Consider the following 26,610-nt stretch of genomic DNA (forward strand, 5'->3'; position numbering starts at 1 on the left):
TTCTGAAATTATTTATCGGTGCATAAACATTGCGGCAGTTATTTACTGGGCTCGGAATCCATGTACTATTAGAGGTTTTAGCGAATGTTATTATACCTGTATTCATTTCCTCTTTACTATTTTTATGGAAATTCAAATACAATAAAACGAAATGTAAATTAGTGGAGATTTCTTCGTCTCCACTAATTGATTAGGGGGAACTTAGGATAAGAATGGGTTATTTTATTTCAATAGTATAAAAAGGGGTAGGGGCTTAACGTAAATATAGTTTTGTCTATTTAGTACTTGCAAAAGCATCTTATTTCAATTGAATTTCAATCGGTGTTAAGTCGATTTCTTTCTTCCCGATTTTAAAGTAAGGTTCAAGGATAATGGTTTCTGTATCTATGCCTTTTTCGAGAATAATTGAATTGTCATCTTCCCTTCTTAAAGAGGCGTAGCCATTCTTGGTTTTAATTTTCCCTCTAAATAGGAAGCGCTCTCCTTCAAGTCCCGCTTGTTTTTGAATATCAAAATGGACAATTAGACTTGTCTTATTAATAACTGCATCTGTAAATTGAACGATATAATCTTGGTCTTCGGATGAGGATATTTGTTGCAAGGATTGTGTTTTTGAAGGTAATGTTTCAATCGGAACATTAAAGGTCCATTCTCCAAACACTCCTGCTATATAGGTAAACGTAATAGGTAAAGTCGTAAGATTGTTCAATTCTCGATCATTATGAAAAATAATTGCCCCAATGTAGGCATCACCCTCTTTGACTAATCGGGCATTTGTTCCTCCGAATCCATCCGTGTCATCGTTTTGTGTAAACAAGTCATAGGTATACCCAGACTCCGGTCCTTTGCCGCCACTAATCTCATCGGATAAATTTGCACCGGTAGCTTTAAATGTAATCCCTAAAAAATAGCCATCGTAGAAAGCGGAAGTAATAGCCATCGTTACACCATTGTTTGTCACAGACTCATTAACCTCTGTTAATAACTGCTCTGAAGCCAGTTCCTCGCCAATCGATAACTGAAACTTTTGATAGTAATCTCCGATAAAGGGGACCTCTGCTAATACATTGCCGATGGGTGCAATGACTAGGCCGGATGCTAGCAATGCAGCGGCAGCTACAGAACTGAAAATCGAAATACGTTTGCTAATTGTTTTGTTTTTACGAAGCTTTTGTATTTTTTTACCTTTCGAAATCCCCTGTTGAATGGCGTGCTGTACTTCCGCTTTTGGCACTTCAATCTCTTCAAATAAATCGTTTCGCATAGTATTCCTCCTCTAATACACTTTTCAATTGTATTTTTGCTCGCCGTAAGTGTGTTTTGATTGTAGAAGGTGGTTTGCCAAGCACATTCGAAATGGTTTTAATCGGTAAATCGTAAAAATAATATAATGTGATACAGTTGCGATAATCTGCATTTAAATTACTCAAAGCTGCGGACAAATCAATAGCTGCTTCCTCTGACTGATTAGATTCTAAAATGAATTGAATCGTTTCATCTGGTAATTGTACAGTCCGTTTTTGTTTTTCTAGCATTTTGTAGGCAGTATGAATCAGTATTTTTACAAGCCACGTACTAAAAAAAGAGGGCTCCTTTAATTGTTTGATGGACAAAAATGCTTGAAATGTTGCTTCTTGCACTACGTCTAATGCATCTTCTTTGTTTTGCATATGTAGGTAAGCCATTTTATAGAGTTTTTCACTTTCATGCATGATGATTTGTTCAAATGCCTGTTCATCTCCAGCAATGGCTGCATAAACAAGTTGAGTTGAATCGGTCATATTGCAACCTCCTTTCACCTATTAGAGGCAATAGAACCTTTAAAAAGTTTCAAGATTATGTAAGTATATCAAAAAAGGCAGGGATTCTTCTAAATATAGTTATCCCGAACATTATTTGTAGATTTGTTTTGGAACTATTTGGTTGTTCGCTCGTATATGAAGAAAGACAGAAGGGGGGCTACATAATGCAGGAACAAGAAATTTTGACGATTACGAATTTGACAAAGAGCTATGACAATAAAGAAATATTAAAAGGGATTGACTTGCATGTTTCAAGAGGCGAAATTATTGGCTACATTGGTCCGAACGGTGCAGGAAAAAGTACAACAATCAAAATCATTTTAGGGATGGAAGGTGATTATGGAGGCGAAATTAAGCTGTTCGGAGAGAATATCCAGCAAGGTCAGATTGAATACAAACGAAGAATTGGCTATGTACCAGAAATAGCGGATGTGTATGATAATTTAACGGGTTATGAATATTTAACCTTTATCGGCCAACTGTATGGGCTAGATTTAGAAGTGGCTACGACTAAATCCGAAACGTTAATGACGTTATTTGGTGTTGGTGAAGCGTATCATTCACGGATTTCTTCTTATTCGAAAGGGATGCGGCAAAAGCTGTTAATTATATCTAGTCTTATGCATAATCCAGATATTTTGTTTTTAGATGAACCGATTAATGGATTAGATGCAAATAGTGTCATGATTTTCAAAGAAATTTTGTCTCAATTGGCTGCGCAAGGCAAGACGATCTTTTATTCGTCTCACCTCATGGATGTTGTTGAAAAAATTAGTAGCCGCATTATTTTATTGAATGACGGAAAAGTCGCTGCGGACGGCACATTTGCTGAGCTACAGGCAGATAATGCTACAGGAACATTGGAGGGCATCTTTAATCAGTTGACGGGCTTCGACAACTATAAGGAAATTGGTGAACAATTTGTTTCCGTTGTACAAGAGGTGTCATGATGAGAGATTTTAAAACATTAAAACTGCTGGATAACATGCGATTTCTTTTTAGTAAAATGGGGATCGATTATGAGGTCATGAGGCAAATCCTCCACATTAAGCTGACAATGGACGAGCGCAGGGTGCCTACTTTATTTAGCCAAACGGCAACGAAAAAAAACGAAGAGAGAAAGTACGGTTATATTAAATCTTTATGGATTTATGCTTTGATCGGTCTTGTTCTGATTCCGTTTATGGCTTTTGACGACAATTTTCTTTTTCAGATGAGTATTACGTATGCCATCATTATTTTTATGATTATGACATCCATGATTGCGGATTTCTCTTCTGTCCTATTGGACGTACGAGATAGAAGTATTCTGTCCACTAAGCCTATCGCCGCAAAAACGGTGAACGCAGCGAAATCCATGCATATCCTCATCTATTTAACGTATTTAACGATTGCTGTAACGGGGATTCCTCTTATCGTCAGCTTGTTTCAACAAGGCATTCTGTTCTTTATCTTAACGGTGTTTGAACTTGTGTTAATCAATATTTTTATCGTCGTTCTTACGGCCATCTTATATATGGTGATTTTACGATTTTTTGATGGGGAAAGGCTAAAGGATATTATTAATTATGTACAAATTGCCTTGTCATTAGTACTGATGATCGGCTATCAATTCCTCGTCAGGTCCTTTGAACTTGTTAATTTAGATATCGTTATGGAGTTTCATTGGTGGAGTGTTTTTCTTATTCCGATGTGGTTTGCTGCACCGTATGAGTTACTGCTAAATGGAGATCGGTCTGTATTTACAATCGTATTCAGCATTTTCTCAATCGTTATGCCCATCGTATCGATTGGGCTATATATTAAGCTAATTCCGACCTTTGAACGCAATCTGCAAAAATTATTAAATACAAGCAAGTCGAAAAAGGCAAAGCACAATCGCCTAAAGGAGTCGTTATTAAGAGTTATTTGCCAAACAAATGAGGAAAGAGCTTTTTATCGTTTTTCTTCTCTTATGCTGAAACAAGAGCGTGAATTTAAGCTGAAAGTCTATCCATCTTTAGGATTTTCTTTCGTTATTCCGTTCGTTTTTATGTTTAATGTGATGAGAGCAGAAAATGTGGATTATGCGGTCAGCACGAGTTATTTAACGATTTATTTTAGTATGTTCATTATTCCGACTGCTGTGCTTATGCTTGGTCATTCGGCCACATATAAAGCTGCTTGGATCTATAAAGCGTTCCCAATTGAGAACTATACGGAGTTAAAAAAAGGTAGCTTAAAAGCGTTTTTGATGAAGTTGTATATACCAATATATGTCGTGTTAAGCATAGTCTTTTGCTTTATTTATGGAACAAGGATCCTTTCAGATTTATTGGTTGTTTTAGTAGCTAGCTGTTTGTACACGGTCATTTGTTATATCGGACTTGGGAGCAACATTCCTTTTGCCAAGCCTTACAATGAAATTGGCGATGCCCAAGGGTGGAAAACATTCTTGCTGCTTATTCCGATAGCCATTTTAGCAGGGATTCATTACTTCATGGCATCAAAGTTTAGCTATGGCGCGGTCATTTACTTAGTCGTACTGATCGTTATAAATGTCGGTGCTTGGAAGTTCTTATTGAAACGAGGGAAGTGACATAGGAGGCAATGATTTTTGGGTGTTAAGAAGTATAGGTTTTAATGAACTATAGAATGGTGTGATTTTGAGTTTCACACCATTTTAGCGCTATTTTTTCTAAAACTGAAGACGTAAACAAAGGGTGATGACTGTGAAGTGGAGTAAAACGAAAGCCATACTGGAAGGCTTTTTATGTGAGAAGTTAAAAAAACGTATCCAGCTACATGCAACGGTTTATCGTATCCAGGATAGCCCGGGTAGAGTATGGATTACATTTGATAAAAAAGAAATCCTGAGTGCCTCGGATCTTACATTTGCCGTAAAGCATGGGCACTTATATGAACAGATGAAAGCAGAAGCCAATTTAAGTGGGATTCCGTATAACCAAAATTGGGAAGTCATGTTCCAATCTAAGGAACGAGAAGCTTTAGTAGGGGCCTCAGACCATGCAGAAGAAATCCTGATGAGGCAAAGCATTTTTGAAAGCTATCATCTGTATGCCCCATTGATGAATTATAGTCATTTGTCTATCGAAGAAGCATTAAAATCAGAAAATATCATCATCCGTGCATTTTCGATGTTTGATAAAAGGCTAGGAAAACGAACATTAAAGAAATTGCATTTTACGGAGGACACACATCCTTTAGTAATGAAATTTTATAACATACGATGTGCTGTTGAAGGAATAGAGAATGTGTTTTTGAGTTGGACAAAGGTTTGAAATGGACTGAAAATGAAAGAGAGGAATTGTGATGAAGTATACTTGTCCTTGCTGTGGTTATAAAACATTGACGGAAAAGCCACCTGGTACATTTGAAATTTGTGAAATATGTTATTGGGAAGATGATAATGTGCAATTTCATCATCCTGATGTTGAAGGAGGGGCAAATGTGCCATCATTAAAGCAAGCTCAACAAAATTACATACAATTTGGTGCTTGTGACGAAGCGAGTATTCCTTCTGTCAGAAAAGTGAATAATCTTGATGTGAAGGCCCCTGATTGGAAGATGGTCATGTAAGGAGTTTTTAAAGTCCTCTCCTTCTTTTATAGTAGGCTAGGCATATCAAAAGAATAATATCGGAGGGATCAGCGTGTTAAAAAAATTGCTGTGGATGATTCCGCTTGCACTTATATTAGGGATTGGCTTTTCGGCGTTAGGCTGGCCAATATGGGCGGCACTTGTAGTGTTTGCTTTAATAGCGTCACTTGAAATACCGTGGATGCTGTATATACTTTATCGATCACAAAATTTAAAGGGCATTACGAAGTATATTGATCAGCAACGAAATAATCCGATGTTTAACTATTTGTATCAATTGCGCGAGGGTTCAGATGCACAAATTACTGCAGCACTCGATCGTGTGTTAGAAAAATACAACAATCAAAAATTACAGGCGATATATGGTGCGAATCGCGCAGTGTTCTTAAAGGATTTTGATGCAGCACGTCGTCTAATCGCCCCTGTTGCACAAACGGAAATCGGACAATACACACTTGCGCTAGTTGCGGCATTGGAAAATGATGAGACAGAAATGAACATTTATACAGTACAAACGCCTTGGATGCAGTCGGGTTTAAATGCACAATTAGCCTTTGCTCGAGGAGATCGTGTGACATTTGAGCGTAATATGGAGCAGTCGATTAATGAATCTAAAGGTATTCAATATTATTCAAATATACATATGTTCGAACGAATGAAGCGAGAAATAGAATGAGATTTAGGAAGATGTGGCCATCCTAATGCGCGGTAATGCAGGACAAATAAGTAGATATGGAGTGGTCATTATGAGCAATAGCAAGCAGTCAAAGCTAGAGCAGTGGCGGGCAAAATATGCAGCGATACTGGTTGCATTAGGTTGTTTATATAGTTTCATTGTGAATTGGGGAGATAATTGGTTTTTGACAGGTTTAATGGGGTTAGGTGTATGCATATGCGGTACAATCGTTTTCTTCGATATAAAGCGGAGTTTGAAGCGTTAGAGTAGTGCATAGAAAGGGGGATAAAGATGCTAAGTAGAAAAGAAATTGAAGAGCTATTATTACAGGAAAGAAAAATTATACGCAAAGCGACAGCACATGATCGAGCGATAATACTTCAAAATGTAGAGCAACTATTAAATAAGTATAAAGGGAATAAAGAACATACAATTAAAATTTTAGAACTAAAAGCGATGATTGAAAGCGCGGAAATTATAGTAGATGAGGAAACCGAAACGTACATTCGTTATTCCATGACTATAACAAAAGAAGAAAAGCAAATAACGTTACAAGATTCACATTGGATGCTAATCCCGAAGTGAACGTTGGTTGAAGCAAAATATGAAGTAAGCACCAGGGAAATTAGCAAAAGCAGTGATAGATATCATTTTGAATGGTCCGTTGAAAGTGGCGGGTTTACGATCCGCTAACGGAATTAATCTGGGTGAAATTACTGGCTGTTACCTATAGATATTATAAAGGTGAGATTCATATTCTACGAAGGATTTTACTATAAAAATCGGATTTATTATTTACATAATATAGTAACGTTTGTTTTTGCGTCTATAACACCGCATGAGCGTGAAGAATGAGCTCTTCTTGCGGGGGCTCATGCGGCTAGCGCAAATACTTTTTTGAAAGTTGGATTCAATCTATAGCATCTATCCTAGTGGAATTTTTCCTTTAGCTTGCTTTAATGTCGCTACTATAAGAAAGCTCACAATGACTAATAAAAGCCAGGAACTCACCTTTCCTAGATGAACCAAACTCCATGCATCGGTTTGGTTTGGATATTCCCAAGCGCCAAAGAATGTTGCGATATTTTCGGCTATCCATATGAAAAATCCAATGAGCACAAAAGAAAATGCGAGTGGCATACGATAACGAGTTCCATCAACTTCATATGTGACCCACGATTGCCAAAAGACGATAATGACAAGGCCAGATAACCACCAACGAACATCAATCCAATAATGATGAGTGAAAAAATTCAAATAAATTGCAGCTGCAAGAGGTATCACTACCCAAAAAGGTGGCCACTTAACGAGTTCCACCTTTAACCTCCTCCATGCTTGGCAAAGATAACTCGCTACACTTGCGTACATGAATCCACTATACAAAGGTACTCCTGAAATTTTGAAATAACCTTCCTCAGGATAAGACCAAGAGCCCATATGTACTTTAAAAATTTCAAGAGCAAGTCCGATAAGGTGGAACAATGTGATAACCTTTAGTTCATCCTGTGTTTCAAGCCCAGAACGCACCATCCACCATTGCATCAAGAGGCAGATGATGAGTAACCAATCATACCGCGGTAGGAAGGGAAGGGTGATGATTTGTGTAATAGCCAAGGAGGCAAAAATAACGACTGGAAACAAACATGATAAAGCCTGCTCCCACCCAAAACGAACGAGTTGTTTTAGTGATCTCATGATTTGCGCCTCCTTGGCGAAGTTGATTCATTGGAATAATAGAAAAATAAATTATTCTTTTCCTTTAAGTATTAATTGTTTTTACTTTATTAATCTTGCGTGTTTTCAGTAATTCGGTATTCTAAAATATCTCCAGGTTGACAATCCAAAGCTTTACAAATTGCCTCTAAAGTTGAAAGCCTAATTGCTTTTGCCTTGCCATTTTTCAATATAGAAAGGTTAGCCATTGTTATTCCAACCCTCTCCGAAAGTTCTGTTACGCTCATTTTCCTTTTAGCTAGCATCACATCAATATTAATTATAATTGCCATTGTTTTCACCTCAGATTGTTAAATCATTTTCTGATTTTATATCGATGGCATCTTGTAAAAGCTTTTGAAGAACGGCAGCAAAGATGGCGATAACCATTGATGCAAAAATAAAGGCCATCCCGATGACAATAATACCTGGGGCATCATCCATCTCCGCCATGAGATAGAAAAGTGGCATGCCCACCACATACAACATACTAATGGTAATTGCACAATATTTTATACTCTTTAAAGCTTTTACAGATATTTCTGAGAAAGCTTTATTTTTGTCAATATAGCTTAAAAGCTTAAATGTTTGATACAGAGCAAAGTAAAAAGGAATCGCCGTTGCATACAAATCGATTAAAACGAGATATTTGATATAAGCAATATGTGGATACAATTCTGCTGCAAAGTCCCCTATCTTAGGTACCACAAATATACACAACGCCAGAATAGGAATGCCCATAAGAAACACAGCGATCTTTAAAAAGAATGTTTCTCGTTTCATAAAAAACACCTCACTTAGTTAATGTCAATTTGAATTTAACAAATAATTTATCGTTTTACAATAAATTTTTATTTATTTTAATGATATTTTTATTGTTAAATATTAAAATAAGGTAAAAAGTTATGGATTACAAAAAATATAATGATATAAAAACATTTATTTACTTAGAATGAGCAAATCCTGAAACATATATTACCATTGTGTTAACCGTTGATTTCCGCTCCAGTCGGCTCGCTTTCCACGGGCATGGCTTCAGCCTCCTCGTCGCTCGTACCTCGCTCCTGCGGGGTCTTCAGCTCATGCGATTCCCGTAGGAGTCTCGCCGATTCCGCTTCAATCAACTGGCAAGTCATTTTTGATCATGTTTTGCTAAAAAACATGCTTCTATAAAAGGAGTATTTTGTTAATCAACACACTTGGCGAAAAATAAAGAAAGATTCTCATGCATGACGGTAGAGACTGGGTAATTATAATTGCAAATAGAGACAAAATGATTTCTTTTAGATAAGAGAACTATTTTTCTAGCACATTGAGAAGCATTGACTTTTGCCGTAGCGCGCCATAGCCATAGGAGCCGGAACAGGAGATCCAAACAGGCCGCGCCTGTTTTAGCTCCTGTGTAGGCTGTGGCAAAGCGCGGAGGCTATGATACTACTTTCTTTTAATACCTCTTACTATCTAATTGGTGTTTTTAGGATGAAATTTTGTTCATTACGAGTTATTTAAAATAATTATGCATCAAGGCTAAGCAGGGATTTGATTAATTGATAGCAAAATGTACTAATAAGAGAACCATTTCTATTTTAGAAGATGATGAAATGAATGTTGTCGTAAAGGAATTACCGGAACAGGTAGTAGCGTTTATCCGAAGAACGGGCAGTTATTTTGAACCGCAAGATCATTGGCAAAAGTTAATACACTGGGCCAATGAGTATGCACTCTTTCCACCTCAACACGCATTTATCGGCATATCGTTAGACAATCCTGATGTAGTTGAAAGTAATCATTGTCGCCATGATGCCTGCGTGACTATTCCGAAAGATTTTGATAAAGAGAAGCATATCGATATGCAATTCAAAAGGTTAGGTGGCGGGCTGTATGCCTTGTATCCATTTTATGATACGCCTGAAAAATTAAATTTAGCTTATAAATATATGTTTGAACAATGGTTGCCAGAAAGTAAGTATGACGGAGATTATAATCTTGAGTTTAGTAGAAACAACCTATTGGAGGCCCCAGAAGGGAAGTTAAAGGTGGATTTGTTTGTGCCTATAAAAAGCGTTTAAACTAGCGTATCTTCAGTACTATGTATAGAGCGAGCCTCTACAACGGTTTGTAGGGCCTCGCCTTTTATCTCCAAATATGCGTCAATGTTCCTCATCTGTCGTAAACATATACTGCTTATGATGAAACCTCATGCTAAAGACGAGCCCTAAGGCGAGTGCATTGCCCATGAGCGAGCTACCACCATAGCTAATAAACGGTAGCGGAATGCCGGTAATCGGTAGCAATTGAATGGTCATGCCGATGTTTTCAAGCACATGGAATGTAATCATAGCGATGATACCTGCACAAATATATGTACTAAACGGATCTTTTACCATATAAGCAGTTTGTATTAAATGATAAATGAGTAAAAAGTATAAGCAAATTACTAAACTCGCACCTACAAATCCCCACTCTTCTCCAATGACTGTAAATATAAAATCGGTATGATTTTCGACGACATACACTTCGCGGTCTTGATAGCCCTTCCCTATAATTTCTCCTGAGCCGATTGCATTTAAAGAAGAAATGAGTTGGAATCCTTCATTGGCTGCATAAGAGTGCGGATCTAGCCAAGAATAAATTCGCTCAGAATGATAGCCTCGAAAGCCCAGCTTGTCTTGTAAGAAGTGGGGCATATACACGGCCATCCATAGTAGTAACACCGCAATGCCACCACCGACAGCTAATGTTGGTACAATAATAGACCAGGAAATCCCTGCGACGATAATGAGTGCTAACGTAATGGCTAAAAATACAAGTGAAGAACCAAGGTCTGGTTGATCGAAAACAAGGGCTAATGGCACGATAAGAGTTGCGAGTATTTTGGCAAGTAACGCAAAATCGGTCTTTAAAGTTTTGACGATCTCTTTTTCATTGTGTGCGCTAATGAGTTTCGCACAGGCAAGTATATAAAAGGTCTTCATGAATTCAGACGGCTGTATATTGCCAATTGGCGTATGATACCAGCTTTTGGCGCCGTTCACGATTTCCCCGATTTGTCCTGTTCCTTCGGGCATGAAAATTAACACTACGAGTAAAAGTACCCCAACACCATATAAATACCATACGATTTTCTTATATTGCGCTATATCAAAAAACATAATAAACCCAATAATACAAGCGCCAATCCCGTAATAAACAATTTGCTTCAGTGCAAAATTACTGTTGACATAGCTTGACGTCTGAGCAGATGAAATGGCCAGTATACTAACGCATAAAAAGGCCATTAATATAAAGGCCAGTTTCCAATCAAATTGTTTGAGCTTTTCACTATTCATCTCTACACCCCATTTTTTAACAAAATTACCATTCACCAATGTAAACGCATTATACATAATAAAGTTCTACTGAATGATGAAATAAAAGTAAGGGAGAATAGAGATTGAGCTTTAAAATGTAAAGCTTTGTTCATCTTCTGTTCATATACGCTAGTTATTCTAAGTGTAGAAAGAATGTGATGGGAGGAATAGAGATGAATCTTGCTTTGAAAGAAATGAAGAAAAATAAAAGCAAGTTTTTGATTTTTGGTTCGATTGTTTTTTTAATTAGCTTATTAACATTTATGATATCGGGTTTGGCGAATGGTTTATCGCAAGACAATGCAGCATTAATAAAGGATTTACCGAATGGGCAGTTTTATATGAGTGCAGAGGCAGACAAATCTTATAATTTATCGAAAATCGATCGTAATGTGCAGGAGGAAGTGTTAAAGGATCATCCAGATGCAACCGCGCTATCAATTCAAATGGGCTTTTTAAATGATCAACATAATAAGCAGCAAAGTGTAGCGTTTTTTACTGCCACACCATCTGATTTGTTTGAGGATGTTCAACCTGGTGAAGTGATTCTGGATCGCTCACTTGAAGAGGCGGGCATACAGGTTGGGGATATTTTAACGAATACCCAATTGAATGGTGAATTGGTCGTGAAAGGCTTTGTAGATGAAAAGAAATTTAGTCATGCACCGGTTGCTTTTATTAATATAGAAAACTACAAAGAAATGTACAGAGTCGAAGAGATGCAATTAATTTTTGTACCAGGCAATGAGCAAGTACAGGAAGTCAGTGGCTTGCAACTATTTTCAAATAAGGAGTTCCTGAATACGATTCCAAGTTACAATGCAGAACAGCTTTCATTGAATATGATCGTTTGGTTCCTAGTCGTGATTAGTGGAATGCTGTTTGCCATCTTCTTCTATATGATGAATGTACAGAAGCTGGGCTTATATGGCATTTTGAAAGCGATTGGTGTTAAAACAAGTACATTATTTAAAATGATGTGGACACAGATGCTTTGTATTACGGCGATTGCCCTTACTATTTCTGTAGGGCTTAGTCAAGGATTCCATGTCATTGCGCCGAAAGGAATGCCTTTTAGTTTACCGCTGGAAACAACGCTCCTGTTATCACTCGTCTTTTTAATGATCGGGTTTGTCGGTGCAACTATCTCAGGATGGCAGATTAAAAAAATCCAACCACTACAAGCGATTCAGCAAGGAGAGGTGTAATATGGCATTCTTTACAATGGATGAAGTAAAAAAAACGTTTAGTAATGGTGAAGTGGAGGAAAACATCTTAAAAGGTGTGAACCTGACATTACACCAAGGGGAAATTACAGCATTAGTAGGGGCTTCAGGTTCTGGAAAAAGTACACTGCTAACAATTGCTGCGGGATTACAGCCTGCAACGGATGGGAAAATCCTATTCGAAGGAACTAATTTAAATGGGATGAATCAAGAGCAAGTGCGACAAATACGAGCAAGTCAATTCGGCTTTGTGTTTCAATTTGCCCATCTTGTACCATTCTTGACGGTTGAAGAGCAGCTTCAGCTGATGCTCGATGTTTCTGAGTCCAAACAAACGAAACAGGAACAAAAGAAAGAAATCGATGCCATTTTAAAATTAGTTGGTATGGAACATCGAAAACAGGCTTATCCATCTTCATTATCTGGTGGGGAAAAGCAGCGAGTAGCGATTGCTCGTGCCATTATTCATAAGCCAAAAGTGCTTTTTGCAGATGAACCAACGGCGAGTTTAGATTCGAAAAGATCCAAAGATGTGATGGAGTTAATTCGAGAATTAACAAAAACACTAAATATTACGACATTAATGGTCACACATGATGAAGAAATGTTACCTTTTGCAGACCGAATCATCAAAATGAGCGACGGTCTCATTATACAAAATGAAGCTTTAGGTTAATATTTGATAGTATACTGTTTAAAATAGCTCCGCTTAGGCTGGGCTATTTTTCATATATCGTGAAAGTGAAAGTATAGGAGAAATGGTGATGACAACAATTTTAATTGTAGATGATGATATCCATGTGTTACAGCTAGTTCGGATTTACCTATCGGAACAAGGCTATAACGTATTAGAGGCAAAGGATGGAGTAGAGGCTTTAAAAGTCCTTCATAAAGAGCATTGTGATTTAGCAGTAGTCGATGTGATGATGCCTTTTATGGACGGTTTTACATTAACAAAGGAAATTCGTAAGCTCTTTCATATCCCAATCATTTTGCTGACCGCTAAAAATCAAATTGAAGATAAGGAGCAAGGGTTTTTGGCGGGTACCGATGATTACTTAGTGAAGCCTTTTGAACCGAAAGAACTGAGCTTTCGTATTAAAGCCTTACTACGAAGATATGACCAACAGGCAGATGAGTCGATTATTCGTATAGGTGAAACAAAGATCAATAAAAAAAGCTATGAAGTGAAAATCGGAGAGCGAACAATATTGCTCCCTTTAAAGGAGTTTGAACTGTTGTTTTGGTTAATGGCCAACCCTTCACAAGTGTTTTCGAGGGATCAACTGATTGAACACATTTGGGGACTCGATTATGAAGGCGATGAACGTACGGTAGACGTGCATATCAAACGATTAAGAGAGCGTTTTTCTAAATGGACGGACGATTTCCAAATTAAGACGGTGCGCGGGGTTGGCTATGCATTGGAGGCAAAACAAGCATGAAGTCCCTCTATACGAAGTTTGTGCTCATGACGATTGGGATTATGCTTTTTAGTGGCATGCTCGCCTTTTTTTTATCGAACATATATTATCAGCAAAAATTAAAACCTTACAATGACCATAAAACAACGGTCATTGCAGAATCGATCGCCACATATACGGACGAACATCCGACGCTTGATTTACAGGAGTATTTAGAAAACATCGCTTCGATCGGCTATCAAATGTATTTAGTTGATCAGACGGGAGAAGCATCATTTTTCGGCGCGCCATTTAGAAATGAACAGTTGGCGAGCTCAGCACAAGAATACGTACTGAATGGAAATGTTTATCATGGCATTCTTTATTTTCCACGTGAAACATTTGTCACCGGTTTTTTTGCAAATGAATTAAATAATACGATTGGTGTGCCATTAACCCATAACGGACAGGAGTATGCTTTATTTTTAAGACCGAATTTAAAGCTCCTGTTTAATGAAATGCATTTGCTTTTTGCAGCGTTACTTGGACTAACGATTTTATTAAGTATTATTTTCGTCATTATTAGTACAAAGTTTTTAGTGAAACCAATTTCCAAGTTAACAACTGCTACAACATCTCTTGCGAATGGTCATTTCGATATTCAACTGGATGATAGTCGGCAAGATGAACTAGGGGAGCTTTCACGCAGCTTTTTACAAATGGCGAAAAAATTAGAGCGGGTAGAAGATACGCGAAAGGAATTTATCTCGAACATTTCCCATGATATTCAATCACCGTTATCCAATATAAAGGGTTATACAACTTTATTGGAAAATGAATCGCTCAGTCATACAGAAAGAAAGCAATACATTGCCATTATCACTAGTGAAATTAAAAGGTTATCTACGTTAACGAAACAGTTATTATTACTTGCCTCATTTGATCGCAATGAAGAGATTATGAAAAAGAAGCGCTTTAATGTAGGGAAGCAACTAAAAGAATTAGTGCAAAATTATCAATGGGTGATAGGGGAAAAGGGCATTATGCTGAGTTACAACTTACCTGACCTCGATATTAACGGAGATCCCTCCTTATTGAATACGGTTTGGGATAATTTATTAACAAACGCGATTAAGTACAATCAACCGGATGGTACGATTGATATAACGGTTGAGCAACATGCAGAGTCCATCATCGTAACCTTTGAAGATACAGGGATTGGTTTAAGTACGACAGAAATAGATAGGATATTCGAGCGCTTTTACCGAGCGGATACTGCGCGTACACGAACTATCGAAGGCACCGGATTAGGTCTTTCCATTGTGTCAACAATCGTTAAGTTACATGAAGGGAAAATACACGTAGACAGTAAAGAAAATGAAGGTACGACCATTCGTGTGGAATTACCTGTTCATTAGAGAGGGATTACGTTCCCAGTAAGCATTATGAGAATACGCATCGTCGCTTTTTAGCGGCTGATGCGTATTTTTTATTGTAGTGAGTAGTAGGAGGACACTTTATATCTTATCGGCAAACAAGCAGAGGTTTTTGCTGTAGATAGGTAATAGCCTCCTCAACATCCGTATCCTCTTTTACAAAAAAGACTCGCCCACCACATTCTTCCCCTTGTTTTTTCATATGGTGAATGCGTGTATAGCCTGAAGTGGCACTACCGAAATAGCCCGTTGTATAGGTAGGATCGTCAGAAATACAAAGCTCCCCAATAATCCCATCACAACTTGCAACAGCTGATGCAAGGAGTAGTGCTTCCTCAATACGTGCGTTAGCATATTGTGGAAACTGATTGCGCCATTTCTCAAGGAATGGGGCATCATAGGCTATGCGCGTCACGCGTACACCGCGTTCTGCTAGTACATCGAGCCGTTCGCCAGTAGTAGCGTGTAGCAGTGCTGCCCCGCGTAAATTAGTGTTAGCATGGAGTAATTGAATCGCTTGCTGTAACGCCACTTCACTAATTCCATGTGATGTAATGAAATCCGTTAGCGCATGCAGCGGTGTATGGCAGTGTGCTTCATTTACTTTTAGCATGGCAATCGGTATAAGTGGTTCGGTAATGGCTTCGATTGTAATATGGCAATTCGTTGGCACACCACGGCTATGTGAAAAAGCTTTTTGCTGTAAATAATGTACGACTTCATGAATGTGTGTAGCAGGCACGAGTGTTTCTCCACCAGAGATATGCTTATCGTGTAGCGAGGCACGCATACGTACACTGTACCAATTATTCAACTGCAACAACCTTTCTGCCCTCTAACGTCTTCAGTACTACTTTATACATCGGATAGCTAATCAGGAGTGTAATAACGATGCCTGGGAGACTCCCTAGGATAAGCGTTATATAGGGTACGCCCAGTACTTTACTTAAAATAAAACGAGAGGTAAGTACAGCAATCGGCCCCGAAATTGAAATGGCAATAATATTGCGCCCAAAGCCAGCAATAATTGCGCCAACGACTAAACGGAAAATCAGAGCAACTGCCACATTAATAATATTATGCATGCCAAGTAAAAATAAAATAGTGCTGGAAATCACGCCTGCCGTAAAGTATTTTTTAAAGCCGAAAACGGACATGATGACGACAGCAACAGGCGCAGAAAATTGAAATTCTGTTCCTGGAAACCCGAGTGGAATTTTAATCATACCTGTTATCGAAATAATAGTTGCAAGTAGAGCAATTTCTGTAATAAGACGTGCATTACTATTCATGATAAAAACCTCCTAGCGCTTGTAGTAACAATGAAATATGATCGCTAGTATGTTTAGCGCTCAATGTAATACGCACTCGTGCTTCTCCTTCAGGTACAGTAGGAGGGCGAATAGCGGAGGCGAAAATGCCTGCTTTATGCAAATGAGTTTGCAGTGCTAAAGCTCTTTCACTTGTTCCACATGAAACCCCGAAAATCGGTACTTCGCCACCAACAAACTGTATTTTTTTAGAATGTAGACCGTCTGCAAGTTGTTTTGTTAAATCCATTACAAGTTGTTGATGCCAAGGCTCCTCCTGCATTAGTGTAAGAGCTGTGGAAGCGGAGGCTATAACACTTGGCGGTAGAGCCGTTGTATAAATGAGCGAGCGTGCAAAGTTACGGATATAGTCTGCAAATACTTGATTGGTTGAAATGAAGCCCCCAGAAGCCCCGCATGCTTTTGATAACGTACCAATCGTAATGTCGATATCCTGTTCAAGGGCAAAATGATTCGCTGCCCCACGTCCGTCTTCTCCGAGTATGCCTGTTGCATGTGCATCATCGACGACGATAATGACATTGTTGAATTGTTTTTTGAGTCCTACAATCGCTTCGAGCGGTGCAAGTGTGCCATCCATCGAAAAAACACTATCTGTGAAAATAAACTTACGCTGGGTAGTAGGTAAACTGGCTAGTAATGTACGCAAATGTTCAATATCACGATGACGATAGACGAGATAGTTACGCTTGCTCAAACGAATCCCATCAATAATGCTGGCATGATTAAGTGCATCCGATAAAATGACATCGTCTTTTTGTACAATCGTTGTTGGAACGGCTAAATTGGCGTCATAGCCACTGTTAAAAAGTAAGGCGGCTTCCGTTTGTTTAAAGGTCGCAATTTGTTTTTCAAGTGCGGTATGTAATAAAAAATTACCGGATGTGAAACGGGAGCCGGTTGATCCTGTACCCCAAAGCTGCGTTGCTTTAGTAGCTGCTTCAATCATCGCAGGATGCGTCGAAAACCCAAGATAATCATTCGCGTTAAATGATAATAGCGTCTCATTGTGCATTTTAATATACGGCCGCTCTACAGTTGCATCGACTGGTAGTAGATTGCGTAATAAGTGATTAGCTTCGAGTGTAGCTAAACGTTCCCTATACTCCATAAACATTCACCTCTCATTTGTGTTAACTAACTTAAAATAAAGGTTAACACAAATTTTTTGTAAAATATACTGTTTCTATGAAAGCAAGGAGGATTACTTTAAATGTTGGATTATGGAACATAAAGAAAAGCGCAATCACCCCGTTTACTGGGGGACTGCGCTTTAATAGCCATTAGACAGTTGTAATAATTTGTACGCCTTGTTTTTCATATTTTTTGGCGTAAGCTACATCCAGTGTATGGTCTGTTACGATATAGTCAATTTCCTTTACATCACATATTTGTACGGTGACATCTTTTTCGAATTTAGAATGGTCGGCGGCTACAAACACTTTTTTTGCAAGATGAATAATTTGTCTTCTCGTTTGGACTTCTTCTACATTAAAGTCAGACAGCCCTTTTTCTACTGAAATGCCACTTGTGCAAATGAATGCTTTCGAAATATTTAACCGTTCAAAATTAAACAAGAACTCATAGGCTGTAATGGAGTTTTCGGATTGACGCAATTTCCCGCCAATAATAATGACGTTCAGTTCACTGTTTATTAACTCAAGCACAATGGGTAGAGAGTTGGTAATAACGGTTAGCTGTTTGTAATGTTTAATATATTTAGCAATATGAAATGTAGTTGTCCCACTATCTAAAAAAATAGAATCGCCTTCCTCAATAAAACTAGCACAACGCTGTGCAATTCTCTCTTTTTCAGAAAGATTTTCTCTTAGCCTTGTTGCTAAGAGTGATTCTGCCTTATCATGCTTTACTAATTTAATGCCTCCGTAAAACTTTGTAACCTCACCTTGCTCCACCAATGTTTGCACATCTCGTCGAACCGTCTCCATGGATACTTGTAATACTTTACTCAAGGCAGAAAGCTTCATCATCCCCTTGTCTTCAAGCAATTCAATCATTTTTTGTTGTCTTTCGATTGGATACATGGTCATCAACCTTTCTAGAAATATAACCATATTATACAAGAGTTGACCAAAACTTTGTCATGAAGTCATCAACAATTAATAATCATTTACAATACATACATACGAGATTTACAAAGCTTTTCTATACTAACAGTAACAAATGTGAGGTGAAAATTTTGTTACAGTTAAAAAATATAAGTAAAAGTTATGGGGAAAAAACGGTATTAGGAAATATAAATTTTGAAGTTGCAAATGGCGAAATTTTATCACTACTTGGTCCGAGTGGGTGTGGGAAAACAACATTACTAAACATCATTCTTGGGTTAACGGAGCAAACAGGTGGTCAAATTATGTATAACAATGAAGACATTAGCCATGTGCCAATGAAAAACCGTGGATTTAATATCGTCTTTCAAGATTTTGCATTATTTCCGCATTTAACTGCGTATGAAAATATCATCTATGGACTGAAAAATCAACAAAAGCAAGTGTCAAAACAAGACATTCAAGAATATATCGATTTCTTAGAGTTGGAGCCGCATTTAAATAAACGCATTAGCCAATTATCGGGTGGACAAAAGCAGCGTGTTTCCATCGCGCGGACACTTGTCATGAAGCCTAAAATTCTATTGCTAGACGAGCCATTAAGTGCACTAGATGGCGTCATTAAAGAATCGATTAAAGAGCGTATTCAATCGATCGCACGCGATTTTGGGTTAACAACCATTATTGTCACGCATGATCCAGAGGAAGCACTTACTTTATCGGACAAGGTGCTTATTATTAATGACGGTCATGTCGCACAATTTGGGAAGCCTGCCGAAATCATGAATCAACCGGCGAATGCATTTGTGGAAAATTTTATTTTGAAGCAACTGCACATAAAGCGCCAAAACATTTATCGCTTATTTGGTGAACAATATGCTTAAAACAACACAGACCATGCGTTTATTTTATGTGCCGTTACTTGTAATTTTTGCGGTATTTCTCATCGTGCCGCTCGCCTATATGTTGTGGCTGTCGTTCAGTGAAAATGGTGTATTTACACTACAGCATTATAAAGAAGTGTTCCAATCGTCCGTTATTACTTCGATTGGGAATAGCGTAACTGTGTCGCTTGTAAGTGCAGTGGTTACAACTACACTCGCGTTTATTGTGGCTTACACATTATATTTTACAACGATTCACGCGACGTTTAAAAAAGGTCTGCGTTTTATCATTACGCTACCGATGTTATTGCCTACGATTACGTATGGATTTGTCCTCATCTATGTTTTTGGCAATCAAGGCGTCATCACACGGTTATTAGGTGAACCTTTGTTTTCCATTTACGGGTTTAATGGATTAGTTATTGGGTATGTGTTGTATACATTGCCAGCTGCCTTTTTACTCATTGCAAATGGGATGGAGTATGTCGATCAACGATTTATGCTTGTCTCCATTTTAATGAATGACCAGCCGATGCGTCGGTTTTACCACACGGTGTTGCGACCATTAATTGGCACGATTGGTGGGGCTTTTATTCTATCATTCATCTTGAGTTTCACAGATTACGGCATTCCCGCTTCGGTAGGGGGAACGTATGAGGTCATTGCGACGACACTTTATCAAACGATGCTCGGTTCCATTCCAAACTTTTCACAAGGGGCTGTCATTGCAGTGCTGATGTTATTCCCGGCTATTATTGGCGGCATTATGCTGACGCGGATTGATAAATACAATGTGTCGTATCAATCAGCATCCAATCAAGCACCGATTTCAAATAAAATCAAAAACATCTGTTTTGGCTTCAGTAGTTCGCTCGTTGCCATTGCGATTGTCATTATCTTTTCTACCATGTTCATCGTACCGTTTGTATCTGTATATCCATACAATATGAGCTTTACGCTTGAACATTTAGAAAAAGCACTGGCGATGAAAGATGTTACAGCGGTGTATAAAAATTCCGTCATTGTGGCAATGGGTAGTGCAGCGATAGGGGTTCTGATTGCATTCGTCGCAGGAGTCATTAGTGTCAGAACAAACGTCAAGAGCAGACGATCGCTCAATTGGATTTCGATTATCACGAATACGGTGCCAGGCATGGTTTTAGGTTTGTCTTATTTACTTTTATTCAATGATAGTTCATTGAAAGGGACATTTCTCATCCTAATTGTATGTAATATCGTTCATTTCTTTACAACACCGTATTTGATGATGAAAAATGCGCTCGAGAAAATGGATCCTACTTGGGAAGTCACAGGTGCCTTATTAAAAGATTCTTGGCTTAAAACGGTTGTCCGTGTCATTGTCCCGAATATTCGGAAGACCATTATCAATGTATTTTCGTATTACTTTATTAACGCTATGGTCACAGTCAGTGGGGTCATTTTCTTAGTTAGTACGAACACGATTTTAATGTCAACGAAAATTAAAGAACTACAGCATTTTTCGAAATTCAATGAAATTTTTATTCTTTCACTCTTAATTTTATTTACGAATATTGTCGTGATGACATTTTGTAATATTTTAAATTCGATGAAAAAAAGGAGTTTACTAACAAATGAACAGCAAAGTACTAGGCCTATTCGCATCTGGAAGCTTAGCTCTATTATTGGCCGCATGTGGCGATAATCAATCAACAACAGACAATCAAGTTATTATTTATTCGAATGCAGACGATGAAGCAATTGAAATTATGGAAAATGTTTTAGATAGCAATGGTTATGAGAATCAATATGTGATTCAATCCTTTGGTACATCAGAGTTAGGAGGAAAAATGTTGGCGGAAGGTACAAGCATTGAAGCCGACATCGTAACAATGGCCTCTTATTATATCGATAGCGCACAAGCAGAACACAATATGTTTATAGATTTATCAGCTGAAGCAAGCACACTTGATACAGTTTCAAGCTATCAACTACCTGTATTAGGCAACGTCGGATCGATTTTTGTGAACACACAAGTGATTGCAGACAAAGGACTAGCGATGCCGACATCCATTAAAGATTTAACAGATCCGCAATATAAAGACCTCATTGCGATTCCTAATATTTTAGACTCTTCAACAGGCTGGTTATTAGTACAAGCGATTATTGGCGAGTACGGGGAAGAAGAAGGGAAGCAAGTATTTGCTGATTTAATTAAAAATGTGGGGCCGCATCTAGAAAGTTCAGGTTCTGGTCCAATTAAAAAAGTACAAACAGGCGAAGTAGCAGTTGGGTTTGGTCTGCGTGCACAAGCCGTAGATGCAAATGAACAAGGGCTACCAATCGAATATATTGATCCAACAGAAGGAAACTTCGCGCTTGTCGAATCGATTGCTGTTATCGATCAAGAAGTAGAGGAAGAAGAAAAGAAAGCAAAAGAAATGGCAGAGCTTATTGCGAAAGAGGCACGTACAGAACTCATCAAACAATACCCTGTAGCACTTTATGAGGGAGAGACGGTGAGTGCACAAGATACGCCTGCTTATTTAAAACAATGGGAATCCACATTAACAGTCGATTTATTGAAAGAACATGAAACATTCTTTAAAAACGCACAAACTCTAGGAGGTAACTAACATGAACCGTTATAAATTATTGACACCAGGACCACTCACAACATCGGAGACGGTACGCCAGCAAATGCTAGAAGATCGCTGTACGTGGGATGACGAATACAAGCAGTTAACACAAACAATCCGCCACGAATTACTAACGATTGCGGGCGTAAAGGAAGAAGACTACACAACTGTTTTAATGCAAGGAAGTGGTAGCTTTGTTGTTGAATCGGTGTTAACTTCGACGATTCGTGCGACAGATAAAGTATTAATTATGACTAATGGTGCGTATGGTGAACGACTTGCACAAATGGCGCAAAGAATCGGTTTATCACATGTGACTTATGCCACACCTTATAATGAATATCCAGATATGCAAAAAGTAGAAGACTATTTAATGAATGATGCATCGATTACACATATTGCTATTGTTCATTGTGAAACGACGACAGGAATTTTAAATCCAATTGAGCAAGTAAGTGCATTAGCGACACGTTACGGGAAAACATTCATTGTGGATGCGATGAGTAGTTTTGGCGGTGTACCAATTCAAGTAGGGGAATTATCCATTGATTATTTAATTAGTAGTGCGAATAAATGTATTCAAGGTGTTCCTGGGTTTGGCTTTGTCATTGCCAAAAAAGCATCATTACAAAAGTGTGAAGGTGTAGCACGTAGCCTTTCGTTAGATTTATATGACCAATGGAAAGTGATGGATGTAGACGGGAAGTGGCGCTATACATCCCCGACACATGTAGTGGCAGCCTTTTTACAAGCGATTGAAGAACTAAAAACAGAAGGTGGCGTGCAAGCACGATTTAAACGCTATGCAGAAAACAACCAATTACTGCGTGAGCGATTAGGAAAAGTAGGTTTTGACAGTTATATTGAAAGCGATAAACAATCGCCGATCATTACAGCGTTCTTATATCCAAATGCGCAATTCCAGTTCCATCACTTTTATGAAGAGATGAAAGCACAAGGGTTTGTCCTATATCCAGGAAAGTTAACAGACATAGACACGTTCCGTATTGGAAATATTGGTGAAATTTACAGAGAAGATATTGAAAAACTTTGTACGTTAATTGAAAACTATATGGCGGTGACAACAAAATGATAAAAATTGAAGGCGTTATTTTAGATTGGGCAGGGACAGCGGTAGACTTTGGCTGTTTTGCACCGGTAAATGTATTTCTTGATATTTTCAAAAATGCAGGTGTTGAGGTGACATTGCAGGAAGCGCGTGAACCGATGGGCATGCTAAAAATTGATCATATCCGTACGATGCTACAAATGCCACGTATCCAAACAGCTTGGCAAAATCAATATGGACGTGCATCCAATGAAGACGATGTGGCGACATTGTATGAACAGTTTGAAGAGCAATTAATGGTGTCGTTAGCCACTTATACAGATCCGATTCCGAACGTTTTGAATACAGTGAACGCATTAAAGGCGTCTGGTGTAAAGATTGGTTCGACAACAGGCTATACGCGCGGCATGATGGATGTGGTGGTGCCAAATGCAAAAGCAAAAGGATACGAGCCACATACCGTTGTCACACCGGATGATGTGGGTGGTTTTGGACGCCCTTATCCTTATATGATTTTTGAAAATATGAAAAGACTAGGTTTACAGGACGTGCGAAAAATTGTGAAAGTGGGCGACACAACTTCGGATATAAGAGAAGCGCTACATGCAGGCATTTGGGCGGTAGGTGTGATCGTTGGTAGTTCGGAAATGGGGCTTTCGCAGCAAGAGTTTGAAGCGTTAGATGAAGAACAAAAACAGCATGTGATCCACTCAACACGTCAAAAATTTGAAGCAGTTGGCGCACATTTTACAATTGAAACAATGGAGCAACTTCCGCAATTGATTGAAGAAATCGAGCAACAATTAAGCATGGCTTAGGGCATATAGGAAACGGCTACAGTCAAATAAAGTGTGTTTATAGAGATGATGTGAATTAAAATATCACATCATCTTTTTTATTGTCTTCAAAATGAATCTCTATAAGAAAAAGGTGCTATTCTCTTAAACCCTTAGTATCTATCTAATGGTATCCAATTTTTGTATAATCATATAAACTGTGATGGAGGTAGGTGCTGTATGAATATTTTAGCGTTAACTAGTACGATTTTATGTTGGGGGATAATTATATTTATCGCCTCAAAACTAGTAAAAAAACAGCAAGTATCTCTAACGATTTGGAAGTTGATTTTAGCTATACTAGTAGGCTTATTCTCATTTAGCCTCACATTTCCGTTTCAAGATACGGCTATAAAAATTGCCATTTTGCCTTTAGGCGTATGGGGGTTGTTTGCTTTGTTACGTAAGCGTGAAGGGTCTTGGGATAAATATCGAAAGTTTGCTTGGTTAGGGTTTTTCAGTAATTATTTATTTTTAGCAATGTCGGTTGTTGTGATGCCTAGTCATCACTGGATTTATCCGCCAGAGGATGTATCGACTTATATAGGAGCAAGAAGTGATATTGAAATTGAAAATCTTCACCCCTCTGCGAAACAGCAACGTCATGTGATCGATCATCTACAGCAAGCATTAACGGGCTTTGAATCAGCCGCATTTTTTGTAGATGAATGGTACAACGCAACGTATGCATACGATGACCGGACAAAAGTAGAAGAGCGATTCCCGTATTTGGTCATCGGTCATGAACCAAAATGGGGCAGTGATATAGCAGCCAGTATTTATATTGAACGAGACGGGAAGGGGATACTTGTAACTACAACAAAAACACAATATTATTTCCGTTCCGGGCACTCCATTTTACAGGAGGGCGATGAGGATGAATAAGAAATGGATAATCGTATTAGCCGTTATGGTCATAATAGGATTAGGCACTGTAACTGTTTATTACCGTGAACCAACACCTTTTTTAACTACTGAAGAGATTGTTGAGGCACTCAATGAACAAGGTATTAATAGTACGGTAAAGGTATTAGACGTTTTAGAAGCAGAAACGTCTTATCGTTTTGTCCCGTTTACAACAGAGGACGGTCGAAGTGGGATGAGTTACTGGGCTTTTAAGCTTTCGGGTTGGAAGCTAGTCGGCTATGAATGGAATGAGTCATTAAAGATATGGAAGTTACGTGCGAATGATCCGACCAGCTATTATTTTGTATGGCATTTTGCCTCACAAGAAGAGGTGACACAAATGAATATTCTTTTTTTACAGGATCGCTACTACTCTATTTCTGGAGACAATAATCAATTCTACACACCGCGTATACAGCTGCAAATGAATATCGACTTAACAGAAAATCTATACGGGGTGCAGCCCATCCCAGAAAATTGGCTGAGTATTATTTCAGCGATGACCCCTATTCAGCAAGATTCTTTATTTTCATCTATATTAGGAACACCGTCATCGTATTATTTTGGGATGCAGACAGTAGATGCACAGGGGCAGGAAGCCTATTTAGAAAAGGGGGCAGGTAGTCAATCTTATTGGTTGGAAGGGGCAGATTTTCATGTCGATTATGTAATGAATATTGATGAAGAGCAGCTAGAAAAGCCGTGATGGTGTATGGAAAGGCTTGTGGTTAAAATAATGATGCATTCACATAAGTACTCATTATAAACATTGAGTATAAGGAGAAGTGCAATGCAAGAATTCGAAAAACAATGATGTTTTTACAATTAGTAAGCACAAGGGATTTTTGAAAATATGAAAAGACCAAGCTTACAGGCAGGGGTTTTGAAGCAGTTGGTGTGCGCTTTATAATTGAAACGATAGAGTAACTTCCGCAATTAATTAAACAAATAGATCAACAATGAACAATCGATTATGAGGATTGTGTAAACAGGATCCCGGATGTTATATACTTTAAAAAGTAAATTTGTCCGGGGGAAGTCTATAAATAGTGGATGTTCATCTGAGCCATTGCCCAAAGCGCCTGCTATTAATATGATGAAGGTACAATCAAATCTTTGGGGTGAGAGAAACCTTATAAAAATATTAAACGATTTACATAATCATTTTTGCGACGGTGAATGTTGTTAGTGTATGATCTCCAACATTTTCACCAAATTAAAAAATAATTAGCTGTTTTTTAAACAGGTTATTTAATGAGTAGGTAAAAAAGTTTTTCTATATAATATAGGAAGCTTTTAAAAAGTGTAGCGCAACGGATATTTTTTTATAAAAAAGTATTGACCTTTTATCAATAAGCCTGTAATATAAGACAAGTCGTTAAGAGATAACAAAACAACTTAACGAAATGAACTTTGAAAACTGAACAAGCAAAACGTTAACAATAAGTAGTCTCTTTTAAGAGACGAACAATTTTGGACATCAAACATGATGCCAGCAAATTTGAGCTTACTCAAATTCTTTTACGGAGAGTTTGATCCTGGCTCAGGACGAACGCTGGCGGCGTGCCTAATACATGCAAGTCGAGCGGACTTTCATCTGATGCTTGCATCAGATGAAAGTTAGCGGCGGACGGGTGAGTAACACGTGGGCAACCTGCCCTGTAGTTTGGGATAACTCCGGGAAACCGGGG

Annotated in this window: 29 protein-coding genes and 1 rRNA gene; 20 read left to right on the forward strand and 10 right to left on the reverse strand. The window is 38.3% G+C overall.

Annotated features, from left to right (window positions below):
• Positions 1–298: 298 nt before the first annotated feature.
• A complete protein-coding gene (locus AC3II9_RS14365; RefSeq protein WP_489156485.1) occupies positions 299–1,264 on the reverse strand; it encodes a DUF4179 domain-containing protein in 966 nt (321 codons plus the stop codon).
• Positions 1,245–1,781, reverse strand: coding sequence for a sigma-70 family RNA polymerase sigma factor (locus AC3II9_RS14370; RefSeq protein ID WP_489156487.1), 537 nt, complete (start codon positions 1,779–1,781; stop codon positions 1,245–1,247). The genes AC3II9_RS14365 and AC3II9_RS14370 overlap by 20 nt, the downstream gene beginning before the upstream one ends.
• Before the next feature lie 185 nt (positions 1,782–1,966).
• Between AC3II9_RS14370 and AC3II9_RS14375 the strand changes: the two genes are divergently transcribed.
• From AC3II9_RS14375 to AC3II9_RS14405, 7 genes are all read left to right on the forward strand, one after another.
• Positions 1,967–2,752, forward strand: a complete 786-nt coding sequence (locus tag AC3II9_RS14375; RefSeq protein ID WP_489156489.1) for an ABC transporter ATP-binding protein — start codon at positions 1,967–1,969, stop codon at positions 2,750–2,752.
• Entirely contained in the window at positions 2,752–4,380 is a 1,629-nt protein-coding gene (locus AC3II9_RS14380) for a hypothetical protein (RefSeq protein WP_489156491.1), read from the forward strand. Before AC3II9_RS14375 ends, AC3II9_RS14380 begins: the two co-directional genes overlap by 1 nt.
• 133 nt (positions 4,381–4,513) lie before the next feature.
• Positions 4,514–5,083, forward strand: coding sequence for an SF0329 family protein (locus AC3II9_RS14385; RefSeq protein WP_489156493.1), 570 nt, complete (start codon positions 4,514–4,516; stop codon positions 5,081–5,083).
• A 31-nt stretch (positions 5,084–5,114) separates the two neighbouring features.
• Positions 5,115–5,381 carry a CPCC family cysteine-rich protein gene (locus AC3II9_RS14390; RefSeq protein WP_489156495.1) on the forward strand — a complete coding sequence of 89 codons (267 nt, stop codon included), beginning with the start codon at positions 5,115–5,117 and terminating at the stop codon, positions 5,379–5,381.
• A gap of 73 nt (positions 5,382–5,454) precedes the next feature.
• Complete coding sequence (locus AC3II9_RS14395) at positions 5,455–6,078, forward strand: hypothetical protein (RefSeq protein ID WP_489156497.1); 624 nt, start codon at positions 5,455–5,457, stop codon at positions 6,076–6,078.
• 70 nt (positions 6,079–6,148) lie between these two features.
• Positions 6,149–6,343, forward strand: coding sequence for a hypothetical protein (locus tag AC3II9_RS14400; RefSeq protein WP_489156499.1), 195 nt, complete (start codon positions 6,149–6,151; stop codon positions 6,341–6,343).
• Positions 6,344–6,369: 26 nt separating this feature from the next.
• On the forward strand, positions 6,370–6,663 hold the full coding sequence (locus tag AC3II9_RS14405) for a hypothetical protein (RefSeq protein ID WP_489156501.1): 294 nt from the start codon (positions 6,370–6,372) through the stop codon (positions 6,661–6,663).
• Between the two features lie 339 nt (positions 6,664–7,002).
• On the opposite strand, the gene AC3II9_RS14410 is transcribed toward AC3II9_RS14405, so the two are convergent.
• The 3 genes from AC3II9_RS14410 to AC3II9_RS14420 all read right to left on the reverse strand — a co-directional run bounded on the left by AC3II9_RS14410 (position 7,003) and on the right by AC3II9_RS14420 (position 8,574).
• A complete protein-coding gene (locus AC3II9_RS14410) occupies positions 7,003–7,773 on the reverse strand; it encodes a DUF817 domain-containing protein (protein ID WP_489156503.1) in 771 nt (256 codons plus the stop codon).
• 89 nt (positions 7,774–7,862) lie between these two features.
• Positions 7,863–8,084, reverse strand: a complete 222-nt coding sequence (locus AC3II9_RS14415; protein WP_489156505.1) for a helix-turn-helix domain-containing protein — start codon at positions 8,082–8,084, stop codon at positions 7,863–7,865.
• Between the two features lie 10 nt (positions 8,085–8,094).
• The gene (locus AC3II9_RS14420; RefSeq protein WP_489156507.1) at positions 8,095–8,574 is read right to left on the reverse strand and encodes a DUF2975 domain-containing protein; all 480 of its coding nucleotides are present in this window, start codon (positions 8,572–8,574) and stop codon (positions 8,095–8,097) included.
• Positions 8,575–9,392: 818 nt separating this feature from the next.
• On the opposite strand from AC3II9_RS14420, the gene AC3II9_RS14425 reads away from it, so the two are divergent.
• Complete coding sequence (locus AC3II9_RS14425) at positions 9,393–9,860, forward strand: AraC family transcriptional regulator (protein WP_489156534.1); 468 nt, start codon at positions 9,393–9,395, stop codon at positions 9,858–9,860.
• Positions 9,861–9,941: 81 nt separating this feature from the next.
• Here AC3II9_RS14425 and AC3II9_RS14430 read toward each other — a convergent pair whose 3' ends face one another.
• Positions 9,942–11,120, reverse strand: a complete 1,179-nt coding sequence (locus AC3II9_RS14430) for an FtsW/RodA/SpoVE family cell cycle protein (RefSeq protein WP_489156536.1) — start codon at positions 11,118–11,120, stop codon at positions 9,942–9,944.
• A 194-nt stretch (positions 11,121–11,314) separates the two neighbouring features.
• Here AC3II9_RS14430 and AC3II9_RS14435 point away from each other — a divergent pair, with 194 nt between their 5' ends.
• The 4 genes from AC3II9_RS14435 to AC3II9_RS14450 all read left to right on the forward strand — a co-directional run bounded on the left by AC3II9_RS14435 (position 11,315) and on the right by AC3II9_RS14450 (position 15,188).
• Positions 11,315–12,349 (forward strand): ABC transporter permease, encoded by a 1,035-nt coding sequence (locus AC3II9_RS14435; protein ID WP_489156508.1) that lies wholly within the window; start codon positions 11,315–11,317, stop codon positions 12,347–12,349.
• Between the two features lies 1 nt (position 12,350).
• Positions 12,351–13,043, forward strand: coding sequence for an ABC transporter ATP-binding protein (locus AC3II9_RS14440; protein WP_489156510.1), 693 nt, complete (start codon positions 12,351–12,353; stop codon positions 13,041–13,043).
• Positions 13,044–13,131: 88 nt separating this feature from the next.
• The gene (locus AC3II9_RS14445; RefSeq protein WP_489156512.1) at positions 13,132–13,812 is read left to right on the forward strand and encodes a response regulator transcription factor; all 681 of its coding nucleotides are present in this window, start codon (positions 13,132–13,134) and stop codon (positions 13,810–13,812) included.
• On the forward strand, positions 13,809–15,188 hold the full coding sequence (locus AC3II9_RS14450) for a sensor histidine kinase (protein WP_489156514.1): 1,380 nt from the start codon (positions 13,809–13,811) through the stop codon (positions 15,186–15,188). The genes AC3II9_RS14445 and AC3II9_RS14450 overlap by 4 nt, the downstream gene beginning before the upstream one ends.
• Positions 15,189–15,294: 106 nt before the next feature.
• Here AC3II9_RS14450 and AC3II9_RS14455 read toward each other — a convergent pair whose 3' ends face one another.
• The 4 genes from AC3II9_RS14455 to AC3II9_RS14470 all read right to left on the reverse strand — a co-directional run bounded on the left by AC3II9_RS14455 (position 15,295) and on the right by AC3II9_RS14470 (position 18,582).
• On the reverse strand, positions 15,295–16,020 hold the full coding sequence (locus tag AC3II9_RS14455) for a 6-carboxyhexanoate--CoA ligase (protein WP_489156516.1): 726 nt from the start codon (positions 16,018–16,020) through the stop codon (positions 15,295–15,297).
• Positions 16,013–16,498: a hypothetical protein gene (locus tag AC3II9_RS14460; RefSeq protein ID WP_489156517.1), complete on the reverse strand. Its 486-nt coding sequence runs from the start codon at positions 16,496–16,498 to the stop codon at positions 16,013–16,015. The genes AC3II9_RS14455 and AC3II9_RS14460 overlap by 8 nt, the downstream gene beginning before the upstream one ends.
• Complete coding sequence (gene bioF, locus AC3II9_RS14465) at positions 16,491–17,648, reverse strand: 8-amino-7-oxononanoate synthase (RefSeq protein WP_489156519.1); 1,158 nt, start codon at positions 17,646–17,648, stop codon at positions 16,491–16,493. Before bioF ends, AC3II9_RS14460 begins: the two co-directional genes overlap by 8 nt.
• Positions 17,649–17,820: 172 nt before the next feature.
• The gene (locus AC3II9_RS14470; RefSeq protein ID WP_489156521.1) at positions 17,821–18,582 is read right to left on the reverse strand and encodes a DeoR/GlpR family DNA-binding transcription regulator; all 762 of its coding nucleotides are present in this window, start codon (positions 18,580–18,582) and stop codon (positions 17,821–17,823) included.
• Between the two features lie 155 nt (positions 18,583–18,737).
• On the opposite strand from AC3II9_RS14470, the gene AC3II9_RS14475 reads away from it, so the two are divergent.
• The 8 genes from AC3II9_RS14475 to AC3II9_RS14510 form a co-directional block, all read left to right on the forward strand.
• Positions 18,738–19,490: an ABC transporter ATP-binding protein gene (locus AC3II9_RS14475; protein WP_489156522.1), complete on the forward strand. Its 753-nt coding sequence runs from the start codon at positions 18,738–18,740 to the stop codon at positions 19,488–19,490.
• Positions 19,483–21,174 (forward strand): ABC transporter permease subunit, encoded by a 1,692-nt coding sequence (locus AC3II9_RS14480; protein ID WP_489156523.1) that lies wholly within the window; start codon positions 19,483–19,485, stop codon positions 21,172–21,174. The genes AC3II9_RS14475 and AC3II9_RS14480 overlap by 8 nt, the downstream gene beginning before the upstream one ends.
• Positions 21,104–22,105, forward strand: a complete 1,002-nt coding sequence (locus AC3II9_RS14485) for an extracellular solute-binding protein (RefSeq protein ID WP_489156525.1) — start codon at positions 21,104–21,106, stop codon at positions 22,103–22,105. Before AC3II9_RS14480 ends, AC3II9_RS14485 begins: the two co-directional genes overlap by 71 nt.
• 1 nt (position 22,106) lies before the next feature.
• The gene (gene phnW / locus AC3II9_RS14490; protein WP_489156526.1) at positions 22,107–23,201 is read left to right on the forward strand and encodes a 2-aminoethylphosphonate--pyruvate transaminase; all 1,095 of its coding nucleotides are present in this window, start codon (positions 22,107–22,109) and stop codon (positions 23,199–23,201) included.
• The gene (gene phnX, locus AC3II9_RS14495) at positions 23,198–23,995 is read left to right on the forward strand and encodes a phosphonoacetaldehyde hydrolase (protein WP_489156528.1); all 798 of its coding nucleotides are present in this window, start codon (positions 23,198–23,200) and stop codon (positions 23,993–23,995) included. Before phnW ends, phnX begins: the two co-directional genes overlap by 4 nt.
• A gap of 198 nt (positions 23,996–24,193) precedes the next feature.
• Entirely contained in the window at positions 24,194–24,898 is a 705-nt protein-coding gene (locus AC3II9_RS14500; protein ID WP_489156529.1) for a hypothetical protein, read from the forward strand.
• A complete protein-coding gene (locus AC3II9_RS14505) occupies positions 24,891–25,625 on the forward strand; it encodes a hypothetical protein (protein WP_489156530.1) in 735 nt (244 codons plus the stop codon). Before AC3II9_RS14500 ends, AC3II9_RS14505 begins: the two co-directional genes overlap by 8 nt.
• An 814-nt stretch (positions 25,626–26,439) precedes the next feature.
• Positions 26,440–26,610: ribosomal RNA gene (locus AC3II9_RS14510) — 16S ribosomal RNA — on the forward strand; the annotation flags it as partial.

The sequence above is a fragment of the Lysinibacillus sp. RU7 genome, assembly GCF_057837305.1.